Source organism: Nocardia sp. NPDC049935 (assembly GCF_055586645.1).
This window is the reverse complement of record NZ_JBVJHV010000003.1, coordinates 215,381-232,593: the sequence shown is the minus strand read 5'-3', so window position 1 is coordinate 232,593 and position 17,213 is coordinate 215,381. Positions and strand designations below refer to the sequence as shown.

Here is a 17,213-nt window from a genome sequence, read left to right as displayed (position 1 = left end):
CAATAGCCCTCGTGGTGCGTTCGGATAGGCCGGTGCGGCTGGTGCGCCGGAAGACATCGGCTCCCCGGGCTCGGACCTGGGGCGCCGGTCTTCGCGCGCTCTTCGCACCCGACCCGCCCGCAACCGCCGCGCAACCCCGGACCGGCCGGGTGTGGCGAGTGCTGGGCGGTCCGGGAACCGGGAAGACCGCGCTGCTGGTGGACGTGGCCGCCGCGCGTATCGCCGGCGGCGCCGATCCGGAATCGATCCTGCTGCTCACCCATTCCAAACAGGCGGCCGCCGCCGCGCGCGACGGGCTCACCGAGCGGCTGGCGCACTGGGACATCTGCGCGCCGGAGTTCGGCGGTGACGCGCCGGACGGGTCCGGCGACGTGACTCCGCTCGGCGTGCCGTCCGATACGGCGCTGTTCGCGCTCGCGGAGGATCCCGGCGCGCCGGCGGACGCGCCCCCCGGCGGATACCCGGGCGCGACCCGGGAACCGCTCGCCCGCACCGTCCACTCCTATGCCTTCGGGATCCTGCGGCGCCAGGCCGCCCGGCACGGTAATCCGCCGCCCCGGCTGCTCACCGGCGCCGAACAGGACGCGGTGCTGCGGGAGATGCTGCACGGCGACCTCACCGATATCGCGGCGGGCGCCACCGGTCTCTGGCCGCGCCGGTTACAGCCCGCGCTCGGCCTGGCCGGGTTCGCCGACGAACTGCGCGATCTGATGCTGCGCGCCGCCGAACGCGGGCTCGGCCCGGAAGACCTGGTGGAACTGGGCCGGCGCCGCGACCGGGAGGACTGGGTGGCGGCCGGCCGGTTCGCGGCCCGCTACGAACAGGCGACGCTGCTGCGCTGGTCGGTGGGAGTGGCGGCGCCGGAGGCCTCGGCTCCGGCGCTGAACGCGGCCGAACTGGTCGGGGCGGCACTGGACGCGCTGGCCGCCGACCCCGAGCTGCTGGCGGCCGAACGCGGCCGGTTGCGCTGTCTGCTCGTCGACGACGCCCAGCACCTGGACCCGCAGGCGGCGCTGCTGGTGCGGGTACTCGCGGCCGGCGCGGGCACCACTGTCGTCGCCGGTGACCCCGACCAGGCCGTCTACACCTTCCGCGGCGCCGACTCCCGGTTCCTCACCGGCCTCGAGGTCCCGGCCGCGCGCCGGGTGGTGCTGCATCACAACCATCGCAGCGCCCCCGCGGTGCATACCGCGGCCGCCCGGATCGCCGCCCGGTTGCCCGGTAGCGCCGCGCATCGCACCACCCGGGCCGACCTCGGCCCGGACGAACGCGGCGAGACCCCCGGGCACTCCGAGAGCCCGGCCGCGCAGGTCCGGGTGCGGGTACTGGGCAGCCCGGCCAAGGAGGCGTCACTCATCGCCGACCATCTGCGCCGCGCACATCTCACCGAGGGGGTGCCGTGGTCGCGGATGGCGGTGATCGTGCGCTCGGTACCGCTGCTGCTGCCGCCGCTGCGCCGGGCGCTGATGGCGGCCGGGGTGCCGGTGCGGCGGCCGGTGAACGATACGCCGCTGGCCCGCCGGCGCGGCGCCGCCTGGATGCTGCTCGCGCTGCGCGCCGTACTCGCGAGCGAGGCCGCCCGCCGGGGCACCGGCTCGACCGAATCGCTGTTCGGCCCGGACGAGGCGCTGGACCTGCTGTCCGGCCCGCTCGGCGGCGCCGATCAGATCAGCCTGCGCCGGCTGCGCCGGGGAATCCGCCGCACCACGGTGGAACTCGCCCGGGCCACACCGGATCCGGCGCGGCCCGGCGCGCCCGCGGAGCCGTTGCCCGGCGAACCGCCCTTTCCCGACCCGGAGGCCGCGGCCGGAGCGCCGCCCGAGGACTCCACGCGCGACCCGTTCACCGAGGCCGCCCGCTACGCCGCCGACGCCGACTGGTTCGGGCTGGACCAGGACCCCGTGGACGAGGACCCGTGGGAGGGGCTACCACCGGAACCCGCCGACGAAGACACTCCACCCGACCCTCTGCTCGACCCACCGGATTCCGTCCCGCCGGCAGGGTCCACCGAGGCCCCCGCGGCGGTTCCGGCCGACCCGTCCACCACCGACCCCGCGGACGACGATCCGGCCACCGCGAATCCGCCCGTCACCGACCGGCCGTCCGTGGAATTCCTCCGCGACCTCCTGCTCGGCGCCGGGGACGAACGGATCCTGGCGGGGCTCACCGAGGTGGAACTCGCACCCCTGAACCGGGCCGTTCGAGCCCTCGAACGCGCTCGCCGGGTGCGGCGCGAGGGCGGTGCGCTCGAAGATGTGCTGTGGGCGCTGTGGACCGGGTCGCGGCTCGAGCGGCGCTGGCTGACGCAGTCCGAACGCGGCGGCGCGGCGGGGGTGCAGGCCGACCGGGATCTCGACGCCGCGGTGGCGCTGTTCGACGCCGCGGCCGCCTATACCGACCGGTTGCCCGGCGCGACCATCGAGGGTTTCGTCGAATATCTGGAGCGGCAGCAGATCGCACAGGACCGGGGCGCCGCCGCCCGCCGGGAGGAGGCGGTGGACCTGCTCAGTGCCCACGCCGCGGCGGGCCGGGAGTGGGAGGTCGTCGCGGTGGCCGGGGTGCAGGAGGGGATCTGGCCCGACCCCCGCCCCCGCGGCACGCTGCTGCATACCGAGGACCTGGTGGACGAGGTCGCCGGAATCACCGAGCGGGTCAGCCGCACCGCGCCGATCCTGGCCGAGGAACGCCGTCTGCTGTTCGTGGCCTGTAGCCGGGCGCGACGGTCGCTGCTGGTCACCGCGGTCGAATCGGTGACAGGTGAAAGGGATCTGGTGCCGTCGCGGTTCCTGTCCGAGCTGACAGGCGGCGATCTCGGCGGGGAGCCGGGAGCGCTGCCGGTCGCCGAACCCGGCCGGGTGCTCGCCCTGCACGCCCTGGTCGCCGAATTGCGCGCCGCGGTCTGCGATCCGGGAGCGGGGGACGTACGCCGACGCCGCGCCGCCGAGCAACTGGCCCGGCTGGCGCTCGCCGGTATCCCGGGCACCGCCCCCGACGACTGGTACGGGGTCCCGGGACTCAGCTCCAGCGAAACCCTGTGGGACGACGACGGCCCCATCGCGTTATCGCCCTCGACGGTGGAACTGCTGCGCACCTGCCCGCTGCGCTGGGCACTGGAACGTAACGGTGGTTCCGACGGCGAGAACCCCTACGCGGTGAAGGGCACCCTGGTACACACCCTCGTCCAGGCGCTCGCCGGTCGTGTCCCGCTCGACGAGGTCCGCGCCGAACTGGTCCGGAGCTGGCCCGGGATCGATCCGGAGGCGGGCTGGCATTCCCGGCAGGAGCTGCGCCGCACCGAGGCCATGCTGGACGCGTTCGTGGCCTGGGTACGCAGTACGCGCGGTGAACTCACCCAGGCCGGTGTCGAGGTCCCGGTCGACTGCGTCCTGCCGGGGACGCCGCAGGTGCGGATCCGGGGCCGGATCGATCGGCTGGAACGCGACGAGCACGGCCGGTTCGTCATCGTCGATGTGAAAACGGGGAAGAATCCGGTCACCGAAGCGGATACGGCCCAGCACGCTCAGCTGGCGACCTATCAGGTGGCGGCCGCCGCCGGCGCGCTGGGCGAGGAAGGACGCGACGGTGCGTCCGGCGGAGATACCGCGGAACCGGGTGGCGCCCGGCTGGTCTACGTGGCCGCGCCCGGGGCGACGGGAGTCGCCAAGGAACGGGTCCAGTCCCCGCTGGACGACGACGCGCTCGCGGCCTGGCGCGATACCGTCCACGAGGCCGCCGCGGCCACCGAGGGACCGGGGTTCCTGGCCATCCGCAACGAGGGCTGCCGGCACTGCTCGGTGCGCAACAGCTGCCCCGTGCAGGACGCCGGACGTCAGGTGACCGACGAGTGAGCGCCCGGGTCACGCCGGGGCAATTGGCCGAGGCGCTCGGCCTGCCGCCGCCGACCGCGGAACAGGAAGCGGTGATCGCGGCGCCCGAGGGCCCGGTCCTGGTGGTGGCGGGGGCGGGGGCCGGCAAGACGGAGACGATGGCCGCCCGTGTCGTCTGGATGGTCGCCAACCGGCTGGTCACCCCCGAGGAGGTGCTCGGGCTCACCTTCACCCGCAAGGCCGCCCAGCAGCTCACGGCCCGGATCCGGACCCGCCTCGCGCGGCTGGCGGGCTCCCGGCTGCTGCGCGATCTCGACCCGACCGGCGAACTGCGCGCGGTCCTGTCCGGGGCGGAACCGGAGATCAGCACCTACCACTCCTATGCCGGGCGGCTGCTCGGCGAACACGGGCTGCTGCTACCGGTGGAACCCACGGCCGCCCTGCTCACCGAAACCCAGCTGTGGCAGCTCGCGCATCAGGCGGTGCGGAGCTGGGACGGCGATCTGGAGACCGAACGCTCACCGCTCACCGTCACCGAGGCGGTGCTGGCGCTGTCGGGGCAGCTCGCCGAACATCTGGTGGAGCCCGAGGAACTCGCCGAGGCCCACACCGAACTGGAAAAACTCGTGCACACCCTGCCGCCCGGCCCGCGCCAGCGCGGCGGGCCGAACAAGGACCTGCTGGCGGTGCTGCGGGCCCAGCGGGAACGGGTCGCGCTGCTTCCGCTGGTCCGGCAGCTGCGCGAAACGCTGCACCAGCGCGGCGCCCTGGATTTCGGCGCCCAGATGTCGCTGGCGGCGCGGCTGGCGGCCGAACACCCCGAGGTGGCCGCCGCCGAACGCGGGCGGTTCCGCCTGGTACTGCTCGACGAATACCAGGACACCGGGCACGCGCAACGAATCCTGCTGTCCGCGCTGTTCGGAGCGGGCTATCCGGCCGAACGTTCCGGGCCCCGGCGCAACCGGCCGCGCCCCCCGGCGGTCACCGCCGTCGGCGACCCCATGCAGTCCATCTACGGCTGGCGCGGGGCCTCCGCCGCCAACCTGCCCCGGTTCACCACCGACTTCCCGCGCGGCCCCGGCGATCCGGCGCCGGTGCTGCCGCTGCTCACCAGCTGGCGCAATCCGCCGGAGGCCCTGGAACTCGCCAATATGGTGGTCGAACCGCTGCGCGCGGCCGCGCGGGCCGGTGGCGGAGTGACGGTGGATCCGCTGCGCGCCCGCCCGGGTGCCGAACCCGGTGTCGTCGCACTCGCACTCACCACGACGGTCGCCGACGAGCGGCGCTGGATCGCCGAACAGGTCGCGGCCGTGTGGCGTAGCGCCGCGGACGCCGGCGCGCCGCCCCCCACCTCCGCGGTTCTCATCCGCCGGAACGCCGACGCCGCCGAACTGGCCGAACAGCTACGCGCCCAGGGCCTGCCGGTGGAGATCGTGGGACTGGGTGGGCTGCTCTCGACGCCCGAGGTCGCCGATATCGTCGCCACCCTGCGCCTGATCGCCGACCCCGCCGCCGGCAGCGCGGCGGTCCGGATCCTGACGGGCGCCCGCTGGCGGCTCGGCATGGCCGATCTCGCCACCCTGGCCCGGCGCGCCCGGGAATTGTCGATCGGGCACGAACCCACCGCCGATATCACCGATTCGGCCGCCTTGGCCGCGGCCCTGCACGAGGTCGCTCCCGAACCCGCCGAACGCGCGGGCCTCGCCGACGCGATCGCCGATCCGGGGCCGCCGGACCGCTATTCGGTCGCCGGCCATCGCCGGATCACCGTGCTGGGCCGGGAACTGGCGGCGTTGCGGGAACGTGCCGGCCAGCCGCTCACCGAACTGGTGGCCGATGTGGAACGCACGATCGGCGTGGGGGTGGAGACGCAGGCCCGCCGGGCCCTGGCGGGGTCCGGCGCCGGGCGGGAACATCTCGACGCCTTCGCCGAGGTGGTCGCGGGATACGCCGGTGATACCGGTGCCACGCTGGGCGGATTGCTGGCGTTCCTCGCGGCGGCGGAATCGGTGGAGAACGGGCTCGAACCGGGGGAGGTGGAGGTCGCGCCCGACCGGGTCCAGGTGCTGACGGTGCACGCGGCGAAAGGATTGGAATGGGAGGTGGTCGCGGTCCCGCACGTCACCCGCGATGTGTTCCCGTCCACCCGGGGCGCGAACACCTGGCTCGGCGCGCTGGCCGAACTCCCGACCTCGCTGCGCGGCGACCGGGCCACCGCCGACTCCCCGGACGGCGTACCGGTCCTGGATCTCGCGGACCTCGGCGACCGCTCGGATCTGCAGCGCGGCCTCACCGCGCACAAGGAGGCGCTGGCCCGCCGCCGTCTCGACGAAGACCGGCGGCTGTTCTACGTGGCGCTCACCCGGACCGAACGAGTGCTGCTGGTCTCGGCGCACCACTGGGCCGAAACCGGTGACAAGCCGAAGGGCCCGTCGGAATTCCTGCTGGAGGTGCGGGCCGCCGCCGAACTCCCCGGCAGCGGTGTCGACATCGCCGTGTGGGACGACGCCCCCGAGCCCGGCGAACCCAATCCGCTCACCGGCACCCCGGTGACGGCGCCCTGGCCCGGTGATCCGCTGGGTACGCGCCGCGCCGATATCGAAGCGGGCGCGGCCCTGGTGCACACCGCATTGGCGGGCCTCGCCGCCGGAACCGGTGCTCCGGAGTCCGGCGAGGACTCCGAGGACCCCGACGGCTGGATCGCCGATGTCGACGCCCTGCTCGCCGAATACCGGGCCGGCACGGCGGCGGCCACCGAGGTGGAACTCCCGACCCAGCTGCCCGCCACGGCGCTGGTGGAGATGCGGGCCGATCCGCACCGCCTCGCCGCCCGGCTCCGCCGCCCGCTGCCCTATCCGCCCAATCCGCTGGCGCGGCGCGGTACGGCGTTCCACGCCTGGGTGCAGCGCTGGTTCGCCACCGATCAGCTGCCCGGTCTGGACGATCTGCCCGGTGCGGCCGATTCCGGGGCCGCGGCCGACGCCGAACTGGCCCGGATGCAGGAGGCCTTCCTGTCCTCACCGTGGTCGGCGCGGCGGCCGGTGGAGATCGAGGTGCCGTTCGAGACCACCCTCGCCGGAGTGGTGATCCGCGGCCGGATGGACGCGGTGTTCGCCGAGCCGGGGGAGCGCTGGACGATCGTCGACTGGAAGACCGGCGCCGAACCGCGCCCCGCCGAGGAACCCGCGGTCGCGGTGCAGCTGGCGGTCTACCGGCTGGCCTGGGCCCGGTTGTTGTCGGCCCGCACCGGCGAATCCGAGGAGCGGATTCTGGAGCGGGTGGGCGCGGCGTTCCATTACGTGCGCAGCGGTCGTACCGTGGCGCCGCGTGGGCTGCCCGGCCCCGGGGAGCTCGCGGCCCTGCTCGCCGAGACCACCGCGCCGGACCGGACGGCGTCGCCGGACGAGCCGCCGGGTTCACCCGGGTAGCCCGGCGGCCCGCCACGGTTCACCGTTGTAGGTCTGAGCGGTTCACCGCTGTGGGCCCGACCGGCTCACCTTCAGCGCCTGGGTGATCATGGGCAACTGCAACGGCAGCCGCAGGATCGAGGCCGCCGTCAGCAACCGCGGGGTCTTCGGGTTGCGCAGCGAATCCACCACGAGCTGGATATTGGCCGGGAACACCGCGATGAACAGCACCGCGGCCAGCCGGCCGCCGAGCCGCCGGGTCCGTGGCACCAGCAGCGTGGCGCCGACACCGATCTCGGCGACCCCCGACCAGTAGGTGTAGGACCGTGGCTTACCGGGCAATTGGGGCGGAACGATCGAATCGAACTGTTTGGGAACGACGAAATGCATGACGCCGGCGCCGAAGAGAAGCGCGGCCAGCCGCAGCGCGGGAGTGCGGCCCGGATCGGGTGTGCCGGAGGGCGAGAGATCTGCCATGCCCACACCCTAGAGATCGTTACGGGCCGCGTGCGCGGCGTTCGACCGGACCAGCGGGTAGGCTCCCGAGCTGTGTCGGAGGGACTGACAGCAGGACAGCGGCGTAAAGCCCGGGGCGGTCGATGGAATCGCCGGTGAATTCACGCTTCGCGCAACTCGGCGGGCGGACGCGGCTGGGTGCGGGCGCCAACCGCCCCGATTTCGCGCTGGTCGGTCTGCTGCGCATCCCGGAAGCGCAGATGAGTCCCTGGATCTCGCTGTGGCGGCGGGTGCTGTTCGCCGTCGGGCTGCTCTGCCTGGCGGCGCTGGTCGTCTACCTCGGCCGCGACGGCTACCGCGACAACGCCGACGATTCGGTGACCCTGCTGGACGCCTTCTATTACGCGACGGTGTCCCTGTCCACCACCGGATACGGCGATATCGCCCCGGTCACCCCGTCGGCACGCCTGGTGAACATCTTCGTCATCACCCCGCTGCGCGTGCTGTTCCTCATCGTCCTGGTCGGCACCACCCTGGCGGTGCTCACCGAACGTTCCCGCCAGGCCTTGAAGATCCAGCGTTGGAGGCGCACCGTGCGTAATCACACCGTCGTGGTCGGCTACGGCACCAAGGGCCGCACCGCGATCGACGCCATGCTCGGCGACGGCGTCCAGCCCGCCGATATCGTGGTCGTCGATACCGACGCGGTGAGCCTGGAGGCCGCGTCCACCGCCGGCCTGGTCACCGTGCACGGATCGGCGACCCAGTCCGATGTACTGCGGCTGGCCGGCGTGCAGAACGCGTCCTCGGTGATCGTCGCCGCGAACCGGGACGACACCGCGGTCCTGGTCACCCTCACCGCCCGGGAGCTCACCAAGAAGGCCAAGATCGTCGCATCCATCCGGGAATCGGAGAACACCCATCTGCTGCGCCAGTCCGGCGCCGATTCGGTGGTGGTGTCCTCGGAGACCACCGGGCGGCTGCTCGGTATCGCCACCACCACTCCCAGCGTCGTGGAGATGATGGAGGATCTGCTCACCCCCGAACACGGTTTCGCCGTCGCCGAACGCGAGGTCGAACCCGGCGAGGTGGGCGGTTCACCACGGCATCTCAGCGATATCGTGCTGGGTGTGGTGCGCGCCGGTGTGCTGATCCGGGTCGGCGAATCGGAGGCCGACGCCCTGGAATCCGGCGACAAACTGCTCTACATCCGCCGGGCCCGCTGACCCGGCGCGGGCGCGAACGGCGCCGCGATACGCTCGGAGGCGTGGCGGTATTCCAGCTCAACCAGCTTCCCCTGCTCTCTCGCTCCGCACTCGATCGCGCCGATCATCTGCGCGCCGACGACCGCGCGCTGAAAGAAGGCTGGGCCACCGCCCGGCTGCTCCGGGTCGGCCGCGGTGGCGCGGTGCGCTACGGAGACGAGGCGCTGGTCTGGGATCGAGCCACCGAACTGTCCGCCGAACCCAGCCCGGACGCGGTATTCCTCGGTGTCGACGCCGGTGTACACCTGTGGGCCGTCCGCGATCCCGAGCTCACCGGTTCGCTGCGGGATCTGCGCCGGCTCGCCGATACCGCGATCGACGATTTCACCGCCGGTGTGCTCTCGGCCGCTCTCGCGCTGCTCAACTGGCACACCTCGGCCGCTTTCCACGGTGCCGACGGCAGCCCCACCCGGCCCGCCAAGGGCGGCTGGTCCCGGGTGGCCGAGGACGGCCGGGAGGATTTCCCGCGTACCGATCCGGCCGTCATCTGCCTGATCCACGACGGCGGTGACCGGGTGCTGCTGGGCCGGCAGCACAGCTGGCCCGAGACCATGTTCTCGTTGCTGGCCGGTTTCGTGGAGGCGGGTGAGTCCCTGGAGCGCTGTGTCGAACGGGAGATGCGCGAGGAGGTCGGGCTCGATGTCGGCGATATCCAGTATCTCGGCAGTCAGCCGTGGCCGTTCCCGCGCTCGCTGATGCTGGGGTTCTGTGCCCTGGGCGATCCGGCGCAGCCGCTGGTCTTCTCCGACGGCGAGATCGCCGAGGCGCATTGGTTCACCCGCGACGAGGTGCGGTCGGCCCTCGCGGCCGGAGCCTGGCGGACTCCGCCCGAGGGCGGCGGTGGCCCCCGCCTGCTGCTGCCCGGCGCGGTATCGATCGCCCGCACGATCGTGGAGTCCTGGGTCGCCGCGGGAGACGCCGCGACGGCGGAATGAGAGTCCCGGGCCGAGGTGCGCTCCGGTGAGTTTGTTCGCCCGTCGCGAAGCCGCGCCGGTGCGGCGGACCGGCCGGTTCGTCGCGCCTACTATGGACTACATGCAGCTTCTCGAAGCGCCGACCGGCCGAGCCGGTTCGCGCGCGCTCACCGGATACCGACCGGACGCGAGACCGGCGGGTGAGGCGGAATGAGCGATCTCCCGTTCGGATTCTCACAAGGAGGCGACGACGACGACCGCGGCCGCGGTGACAAACCCGGTGGCGGTAACGATCCCTTCGGCTTCGGCGGCGCCGGATTCGATCCGGCCTCGCTGGGGCAGATGCTCACCTCGCTGGGGCAGATGCTCAGCGGTATGGGGCAGGGCGTGACCGGCGGCGGCAGCGGCCCGGTCAACTACGACGTGGCCAAGCGTCTGGCCCGCCAGCAGCTCGGCGCCACGGTGCCGCCGGTGTCCAGTGGCACCGCCGCGGCCGTCGCCGATGCGGCTCACCTGGCCGAACTCTGGCTCGACGATGCGACCACCTTCCCCGCCGGCGCGACGAGCACCGTCGCCTGGACCGCCAACGACTGGATCGAGAAGACCCTGCCCACCTGGCAGCGTCTCTGCGATCCGGTGGCCCAGCAGATCTCCGGTATGTGGACCGCCGGGCTCCCGGAGGAGGCCCGGGATATGGCCGGCCCGATGATGGGCATGCTCGGCCAGATGGGTGGCCTGGCCTTCGGCTCGCAGCTCGGGCAGGCGCTGGGACAGCTGGCCAAGGAGGTGCTGACCGGCACCGATATCGGCCTGCCCCTCGGCCCGGCCGGTACCGCGGCCCTGCTGCCCACCGCCATCTCGGAGTTCTCCGAGGGGCTGGAGCAGCCGGAGAGCGAGATCGTGGTGTTCCTCGCCGCCCGTGAGGTGGCCCACCAGCGGCTGTTCGTCCACGTACCGTGGCTGCGCCAGCAGGTGCTGGGCGCCGTCGAGGATTACGCGCGCGGGATCACCATGGATTTCTCGGCGCTGGAGGAAACCGCCCGTAACCTGGACCCCTCCGCGCTCACCGATCCGTCCAAGCTGGAGGAGATCCTCTCCCAGGGCAGCTTCGAACCGCAGACCACACCCGAGCAGAAACAGGCTCTGGAGCGGCTGGAGACCCTGCTCGCACTGATCGAGGGCTGGGTGCAGGTGGTCGTCGCGGCCGCCGTCGGCGACCGGCTGCCCGGTGCGGGCGCGCTGGCGGAGACGCTGCGCCGCCGGCGGGCCACCGGTGGTCCGGCCGAGCAGACCTTCGCGACCCTGGTCGGTCTGGAACTGCGTCCGCGCAAACTCCGGGAGGCGGCCACCCTGTGGCAGCGACTGACCGATGATGCCGGAATGGCCGCCCGTGACGGCGTCTGGGCGCATCCCGATCTGCTGCCCGACGCCACCGATCTGGACACCCCCGCCGCCTTCATCGACTCGGTGATCGGCGGCGGTACCGGGGCCTTCGACGATCCGCTGGCCCAGCTCGCCGCCACCGAGGCGGCCGAACGCGCGAAGGCCGAATCGGGATCGTCCACCGAGGAGTCCGACGCCGCCGGGTCGGATGCCCCGGAATACGGCGACGACGGGCCCGATCCGGCTCCCGGCGATCCGGAGTCCCCGCGGAAGTAACGCGGTCCGGCCTGCCATCCGCGCGAATTCGGATCCGGATCCACGGGTGGTCGGTGAGTAGGTTCTGAACTGCGAAGATGGCGTTGTCCACAGGCGTGCGGCCTGTGGACAACTCCGCTTCGGAGGGCCGTCACCCCCGGGCGGAGTTCGCATACTTTGCCCATGACGACGCTTCGGCCCCGCGGGCCACTCCTGCACCCCCGGGTGCCGATACTGGTGCGTTCCACCGGCCAGGTGCAGCTCGGCTGGGATCCCGACAGCGCGGTGCTGTGCGAGGCGCCGGGCCTCGAGACCGGGCAGGTACTCGGATTCCTGCGCCTGCTCGACGGCCTCAACAGCCGGCCCCAGGTGATCTGGCACGCCCGGGCGCTGGGCCTGGAACCACGCCGCGCCATCGCCTTGTTCGAGGTGATCGACGCGGCGGGCCTGCTGGTGCATCCGCCCGCCCCGGCCGGACGGGTGCGTTCCATCCGGGTGCACGGGGTGGGGCCGCTGGCCGAGGCGATAGCCGCCGGCCTGCGCGAACTCGGTATCCGTCCGGCCCGCTCACGCGGCCATCGTGGCGAGCGCGAGGCCGCCGCCCGATCCGCCGATCTGGTGGTGCTGGCGGATGCCTTCATCCCCGATCCGCGGCTGGTGCGGGAACTGTCTCATGCGGGCACCGCCCATCTGGTCGTCCGTTTGCGGGACGGGAAGGGGCTGGTCGGGCCGCTGGTGCTACCGGGCCGCACCAGTTGTCTGCGCTGTGCCGATCTCACTCGATGCGATCACGATGCCGAATGGCCGCGGCTGGCCGCGCAGCTCCTGGGCCGGATGGGGCATGCCAGCCCGGCGGGGATAGCCGCCGTGGCCGCGCTGGCGCTGGGCGAACTGGAGACCATCATCGCCTGTGAACCCGGTCGTCCACCCGAAACGCTGAACCGGACGCTCGAACTCGATCTGGATTCCCGGTACCTGAGCCGCCGGCCCTGGCTCCCGCATATCCGGTGTGGATGCCTGTCGCGCGCGGCGGCGGAGTCCCTGTGATCACACTCACACTTGCCGGGGCAGTGGTAATTCTCTTCGCTTTTCCGTGGCAGACCCGCCGTTCCGTCGGCCATGATGGGGGAGTGTCTGAGATCGTGCGCCGGCCTATGTCCCGCAATGCGAAGTTGGCCAAGATTCCCCTCGGGGTCGCCGGCCGCGCGGCGGTGGGCTTCGGTAAGAAGCTCGCCGGGGGCGATCGCAAGGAGATCAGCACCGAGCTGAACCAGAAGGCGGCCGAGCAGCTGTTCACCGTCCTGGGCGAGCTCAAGGGCGGCGCGATGAAGTTCGGTCAGGCGCTGAGCGTGATGGAGGCCGCCGTTCCCGAGGAATTCGGCGAACACTACCGCGAGGCGCTCACCAAACTGCAGGCCGCCGCGCCGCCGATGCCCGCGGCCACCGTGCACCGGGTCCTCGACCAGCAGCTCGGTACCGACTGGCGTAAGCGGTTCGAATCCTTCGACGACACCCCGGCCGCCTCGGCGAGTATCGGCCAGGTGCACAAAGCGGTGTGGTCCGACGGCCGCACCGTCGCGGTGAAGGTCCAGTACCCCGGCGCCGACGAGGCGCTGCGCGCCGACCTGCGCACCCTCAACCGGATGACCGGGCTGTTCGCCAAGGTCATACCCGGCGCCGATGTGAAACCGCTGCTCGCCGAGATCACCGAACGCACCGAGGAAGAGCTGGACTATCGCAACGAGGCCGCCAATCAGCGCGCCTTCGGCAAGGCCTACGAGGGCCATCCGGAATTCGTGATCCCCAAGGTCGTCGCGAGCGCGCCGAAGGTGATCGTGAGCGAATGGCTCGAGGGCACACCGGTTTCCGCGATCATCGCCGCGGGGCAGGCGGATCCCGACGGTACCCGGGTGCTGCGTAACCGGGTCGCGGGTCTGCTGGGCCGGTTCCATTTCTCCGCCCCCGAGACCGCCGGCCTGCTGCACGCCGATCCGCATCCGGGCAATTTCATGATCACCCCGGAAGGAAAACTCGCGGTGATCGACTACGGCGCCTGCGCGCCGTTGCCGGGTGGTTTCCCGGAACTGCTGGGCCGCATTCTCGCCCTGGCGGTGGCCGAAGAATACGGCGAGCTCACCGCGCTGCTGCACGCCAACGGCTGGGTGCTGCCCGGGCGCACCCTCACCGAGCAGGAAATCGCCGACTACCTGCGGCCCTTCACCGATCCGATCCGGTCCGAATCGTTCCATTTCACCCGGCGCTGGATGCAGCGCGTGGCCGGTAAGGCCACCGATTACTCCTCGCCGGAGATGAAAACGGCCCGCGCGATGATGCTGCCGAGCGAATACGTCATGATCTTCCGGGTTCTCGGCGGCTCGATCGGGATCTGCGCGCAGCTCGACGCCGAGGTGCCGTTCATGGCGCTGGCCGCCACCTGGCTGCCCGGGTTCCGCGATGAACGCGACACCGCCTGAGCTGGCGGGCCGTCCCGTGCGGGGAGATCGTCAGATGGCGCCGGGACCGGTGACCGAGTCGGCGGCCGGATGCTCGGATCGCGCCACCGGCTCCGCATAGCTGCGAGCGACCAGGGCCGCCCGCAACTGCCACAGAGCATCGGCCCGGGTGATATCGAGCCCGGCGAGCTGCCCGATGCGTTTGAGCCGGTAGTCCACGGTGTTCTGATGGATATGCAGCATCCGGGACGTGCGGCGGCGGTTGAATTCGTTGTGCAGATGGATCCGCAGCGTCGACATCAGTTCCGGATGGCAGGCAACCGGATCGAGTAGGGCCGCGAGCCGGTCGCGACCCGGGCCCGGGCGGGTGAGCTGGTATTCCAGGGCGAGATCGTCGAAACGGTACAGGCCGGGGCGGGCGTAGATCCGGCACACCATCTCGAGAAGTTCGTGCGCGATATCGGCGGCGACCGGGATCCGGCCGGGTGCGGCGGTGGTCGCGGCGAGGACGAGCGGCATTCCGCTCGCGAGATCGGCGAGATCGCCCGGGCCGCAGGCCGAATCGGGAACCAGGATGGTGCCCCCGAACGAACTGAGCAGCGCGGGGACCGGCTGCCCGTAGCGCCCGGAGAGCACTGCCGCGAAGCGGGCCGCCGGTCGCACGCTCCGCTCGTCCGCTTCGGTCGCGACGGCGAGCACCGTGTACCCGTCGGCGATCTGCACTCCGGACTCCCGGGCGATCCGCGCGCTGTTGTGCCCGTTCAACAGGGCGAGAGCCATGGCGCGGTGGGCGTGGGGAGCGGCGCACTCGCCGATGTGATGCGCCGGTGCGACCATTTCCGTTCTTCCCCGTCACTGCGTCTCGGATATGCCGATCCCAGTCTGCACCCGCTCTCCGAGGTGGTCACTGCACTACCGGACGAAGTCCGGGGTACCGAGGTTGTCTCCGGAGACAAAGTAATCCGCGAGGCGTTCGAGAGACCGTCCCGACCGCCCGGCGTTCGGCAACAATCGCCCTATGCGGGCAAGATCACATTCGTCCACCGCCGACGTTTCGCTACTCGGGCGTTTGCAGACGCGATGGCCACAACTGTCGGAAAAGCTGCTGGCGGAAGGTCTCGGCGCGACACCGCCCGCGGCGGACCTCCCCGAAGGGCATTTCCGCCTCGAGGTGCTGCCCGCCATCCACGCGTGCGGACACGCGGTCCTGCGAGCCATCGGTGACGACGATCCACTGGGCAGAGCCCAGATCGCCGCCTTCGTCACGCCGGTCGCCGAACGGCACGCGGAAGACCGGCTACCCCTGCCGCTGCTGATCGAGGCCGTTCACGCCTCGGCGCAGACCCTGCTGGCCGAGGCCGCCGGATTGGCGACGCCCGGCGAGATGGACGAACTCGTGGCGATCGGTTCGGGTTTGCTGGACGTGCTGATGCATATCACCGTGATCGTGACCGAGGCCTACGCCGAGGTCGGTCAATCGATCCACAACGCCGAGCGCGAGGCGCGCCGGGAGTTGTGCTCGGCGCTGCTGCGCGGACGGCCGGCCGATCAGTTGTCGGCCCGGGCCGATACGCCGTTGACCGACCGCTACACGGTCGTCGCGGTGCACACCGCGCCGGAGGAATCGAACGGTGCCGCGGACCTGCTGGCACGGCGAAGGATTCGCGTCTTTCACCGGGCACTGGACGCTTTCAGCCACGGTAGCGCGCTCGCCACCTTCGACGGTTCGAGCGGTATCGCGCTCGTGCCCGGCCATTCCGGTCCGGCACCGGAGCCGCGGACGGCCGCGCTGGCCGCCGAGCTCACCGAGGCGCTCGGCGTGAAGACCTATCTCGCGGAATCGGAACCCGTCGCGCCCGTGGACATTCCGCGCGCGGCCTCCGAGGTCACCGAACTCGCCACGCTCGCGCGGCTACTGGGCCGGTCTCCGGGCCTGTACCGGCTCGACGATCTCCTCCTCGAGTATCAGCTCACCAGACCCGGTGCCGCACGTGACCGGCTGGCGGCCCGTATCGCCCCGTTGCTGCGGGCCCCGCATCTGCTCGAGGCGCTGGAGGCGCATCTGCGGTTCGGCCCCGATCGCAAGACCGCGTCGTCGCAGCTCCACGTGCACCCCAACACATTCAGCTATCGGCTGCGACGGGTCGGGGAACTCACCGGTATAGATCCGGCGGAACCGAACAACTCCCGGCTGCTGGCGGCCGCGGTCACCATCCACCGGCTCTACCCCGCGGCGCAACCGCATGGACGGGGCGAGGACTGAGAATCATCCGGCCGTGGACACCGACGGTGCCCCGAACGCGAACGAGCCGCTCACCGGCGAAGCGATGAGCGGCTCGTTTCCTCAGTCGGTGCGCATCCGGCGGGGTCGCGGCGCGGACCCCGTCAGACACAGCTGGCGACTTTGCGCGGCCGGCCCCGCGGGCGCTTGCGAGCGATGACGACCCCCTGATCGAAGATCTCACCGCCCCAGACACCCCACGGCTCCCGCCGATCGATGGCGGCGCTCAGGCAGCCCTGCCGGATCGGGCAGGCCGCGCACAGGGCCTTGGCCTCTTCCAGCTGGCCCGGGCTCTCGGCGAACCAGAGGTCCGGATCCCCCGCCCGGCACGGCAGAGCCGGCAGCCGCGGGTCCACGGCTTCGGTTGCCACAGTGCGACACGCCACGTCAGTGGTGGCCGGCGGCCAGTCCTGTGTGGTGGTGACCACGTCGTTCTCCTTCAGCTTGTTGTGCAGCGGTTCGGTGTTGCTGTCGCGAGACCGATGCCTTGTGGGCTGAAGGCCAAAAAATATGGCCACGGTCTCGCATCTGCGATCCGTGGCCAGGAGGCGGGAGTGGTGTCCTACCTCGGTCGGCTCTGTGGCCGACTGTTCACGGTCGCTGGGTGTCCTTTGCGGAGGCTTTCCGCGCGCTTGTCGGCCGCCTCATTCGCTGCGACGGGATCGATAGCGAGCGGGCCGGCTGCCACGGGTGCGGCGGCCGGATGCCAGATTGCGAAGGACTGGTCCTGCAGTGCGATGACGTTCTGATGCGAACGGCGAATGCGCGGCTGCGCACCGAAACCATCGGTGCAGGACCGGCCGGTCCCCTGCATAGCGAGGAACCCCCGGGAAGCAGCCGACAACCGCGTATTCAGCGCTACGGTCGAATTGCCGTAGTCAGTGATGCCGTTCATCTGTCTGCCTCCCTCCATGTACTCGTGATCCGAATTCCAACAGTGCGCGTCGATGTACCCTCCCGAGCGCGATTTCC

At 71.7% G+C, this 17,213-nt stretch carries 12 protein-coding genes; 8 read left to right on the top strand and 4 right to left on the bottom strand.

Annotated elements, in window-relative coordinates:
• Positions 1-14: 14 nt before the first annotated feature.
• Both ACZ6SF_RS14020 and ACZ6SF_RS14015 read left to right on the top strand, forming a co-directional pair.
• Positions 15-3,848: an ATP-dependent helicase gene (locus ACZ6SF_RS14020; RefSeq protein ID WP_466062980.1), complete on the top strand. Its 3,834-nt coding sequence runs from the start codon at positions 15-17 to the stop codon at positions 3,846-3,848.
• On the top strand, positions 3,845-7,255 hold the full coding sequence (locus ACZ6SF_RS14015) for a UvrD-helicase domain-containing protein (protein WP_466062494.1): 3,411 nt from the start codon (positions 3,845-3,847) through the stop codon (positions 7,253-7,255). Before ACZ6SF_RS14020 ends, ACZ6SF_RS14015 begins: the two co-directional genes overlap by 4 nt.
• A gap of 42 nt (positions 7,256-7,297) precedes the next feature.
• Here ACZ6SF_RS14015 and ACZ6SF_RS14010 read toward each other — a convergent pair whose 3' ends face one another.
• Positions 7,298-7,711, bottom strand: coding sequence for a DoxX family protein (locus ACZ6SF_RS14010; protein ID WP_466062493.1), 414 nt, complete (start codon positions 7,709-7,711; stop codon positions 7,298-7,300).
• Between the two features lie 239 nt (positions 7,712-7,950).
• Here ACZ6SF_RS14010 and ACZ6SF_RS14005 point away from each other — a divergent pair, with 239 nt between their 5' ends.
• From ACZ6SF_RS14005 to ACZ6SF_RS13985, 5 genes are all read left to right on the top strand, one after another.
• Complete coding sequence (locus ACZ6SF_RS14005; protein WP_466062979.1) at positions 7,951-8,916, top strand: potassium channel family protein; 966 nt, start codon at positions 7,951-7,953, stop codon at positions 8,914-8,916.
• A gap of 41 nt (positions 8,917-8,957) precedes the next feature.
• Positions 8,958-9,890, top strand: a complete 933-nt coding sequence (gene nudC / locus ACZ6SF_RS14000) for an NAD(+) diphosphatase (protein ID WP_466062492.1) — start codon at positions 8,958-8,960, stop codon at positions 9,888-9,890.
• 189 nt (positions 9,891-10,079) lie between these two features.
• Complete coding sequence (locus ACZ6SF_RS13995; RefSeq protein WP_466062491.1) at positions 10,080-11,528, top strand: zinc-dependent metalloprotease; 1,449 nt, start codon at positions 10,080-10,082, stop codon at positions 11,526-11,528.
• Positions 11,529-11,690: 162 nt separating this feature from the next.
• A complete protein-coding gene (locus ACZ6SF_RS13990) occupies positions 11,691-12,554 on the top strand; it encodes a TOMM precursor leader peptide-binding protein (protein ID WP_466062489.1) in 864 nt (287 codons plus the stop codon).
• Between the two features lie 107 nt (positions 12,555-12,661).
• On the top strand, positions 12,662-13,981 hold the full coding sequence (locus ACZ6SF_RS13985) for an ABC1 kinase family protein (protein WP_466062488.1): 1,320 nt from the start codon (positions 12,662-12,664) through the stop codon (positions 13,979-13,981).
• 30 nt (positions 13,982-14,011) lie between these two features.
• Here ACZ6SF_RS13985 and ACZ6SF_RS13980 read toward each other — a convergent pair whose 3' ends face one another.
• Complete coding sequence (locus tag ACZ6SF_RS13980) at positions 14,012-14,797, bottom strand: PucR family transcriptional regulator (RefSeq protein WP_466062487.1); 786 nt, start codon at positions 14,795-14,797, stop codon at positions 14,012-14,014.
• 181 nt (positions 14,798-14,978) lie between these two features.
• Here ACZ6SF_RS13980 and ACZ6SF_RS13975 point away from each other — a divergent pair, with 181 nt between their 5' ends.
• Positions 14,979-16,223 (top strand): PucR family transcriptional regulator, encoded by a 1,245-nt coding sequence (locus ACZ6SF_RS13975; RefSeq protein ID WP_466062486.1) that lies wholly within the window; start codon positions 14,979-14,981, stop codon positions 16,221-16,223.
• A gap of 122 nt (positions 16,224-16,345) precedes the next feature.
• On the opposite strand, the gene ACZ6SF_RS13970 is transcribed toward ACZ6SF_RS13975, so the two are convergent.
• The gene (locus ACZ6SF_RS13970; protein ID WP_466062978.1) at positions 16,346-16,627 is read right to left on the bottom strand and encodes a WhiB family transcriptional regulator; all 282 of its coding nucleotides are present in this window, start codon (positions 16,625-16,627) and stop codon (positions 16,346-16,348) included.
• A gap of 176 nt (positions 16,628-16,803) precedes the next feature.
• On the bottom strand, positions 16,804-17,136 hold the full coding sequence (locus tag ACZ6SF_RS13965; RefSeq protein WP_466062485.1) for a hypothetical protein: 333 nt from the start codon (positions 17,134-17,136) through the stop codon (positions 16,804-16,806).
• Between the last annotated feature and the right edge of the window lie 77 nt (positions 17,137-17,213).

Coding starts and splice junctions, on each gene's coding strand:
- ACZ6SF_RS14010 (WP_466062493.1), bottom strand. CDS start 7,711: ATGGCAGATCTCTCGCCCTCCGGCACACCCGATCCGGGCCGCACTCCC.
- ACZ6SF_RS14005 (WP_466062979.1), top strand. CDS start 7,951: ATGAGTCCCTGGATCTCGCTGTGGCGGCGGGTGCTGTTCGCCGTCGGG.
- ACZ6SF_RS13995 (WP_466062491.1), top strand. CDS start 10,080: ATGAGCGATCTCCCGTTCGGATTCTCACAAGGAGGCGACGACGACGAC.
- ACZ6SF_RS13990 (WP_466062489.1), top strand. CDS start 11,691: ATGACGACGCTTCGGCCCCGCGGGCCACTCCTGCACCCCCGGGTGCCG.
- ACZ6SF_RS13985 (WP_466062488.1), top strand. CDS start 12,662: ATGTCCCGCAATGCGAAGTTGGCCAAGATTCCCCTCGGGGTCGCCGGC.
- ACZ6SF_RS13980 (WP_466062487.1), bottom strand. CDS start 14,797: ATGGTCGCACCGGCGCATCACATCGGCGAGTGCGCCGCTCCCCACGCC.
- ACZ6SF_RS13975 (WP_466062486.1), top strand. CDS start 14,979: ATGCGGGCAAGATCACATTCGTCCACCGCCGACGTTTCGCTACTCGGG.
- ACZ6SF_RS13965 (WP_466062485.1), bottom strand. CDS start 17,136: ATGAACGGCATCACTGACTACGGCAATTCGACCGTAGCGCTGAATACG.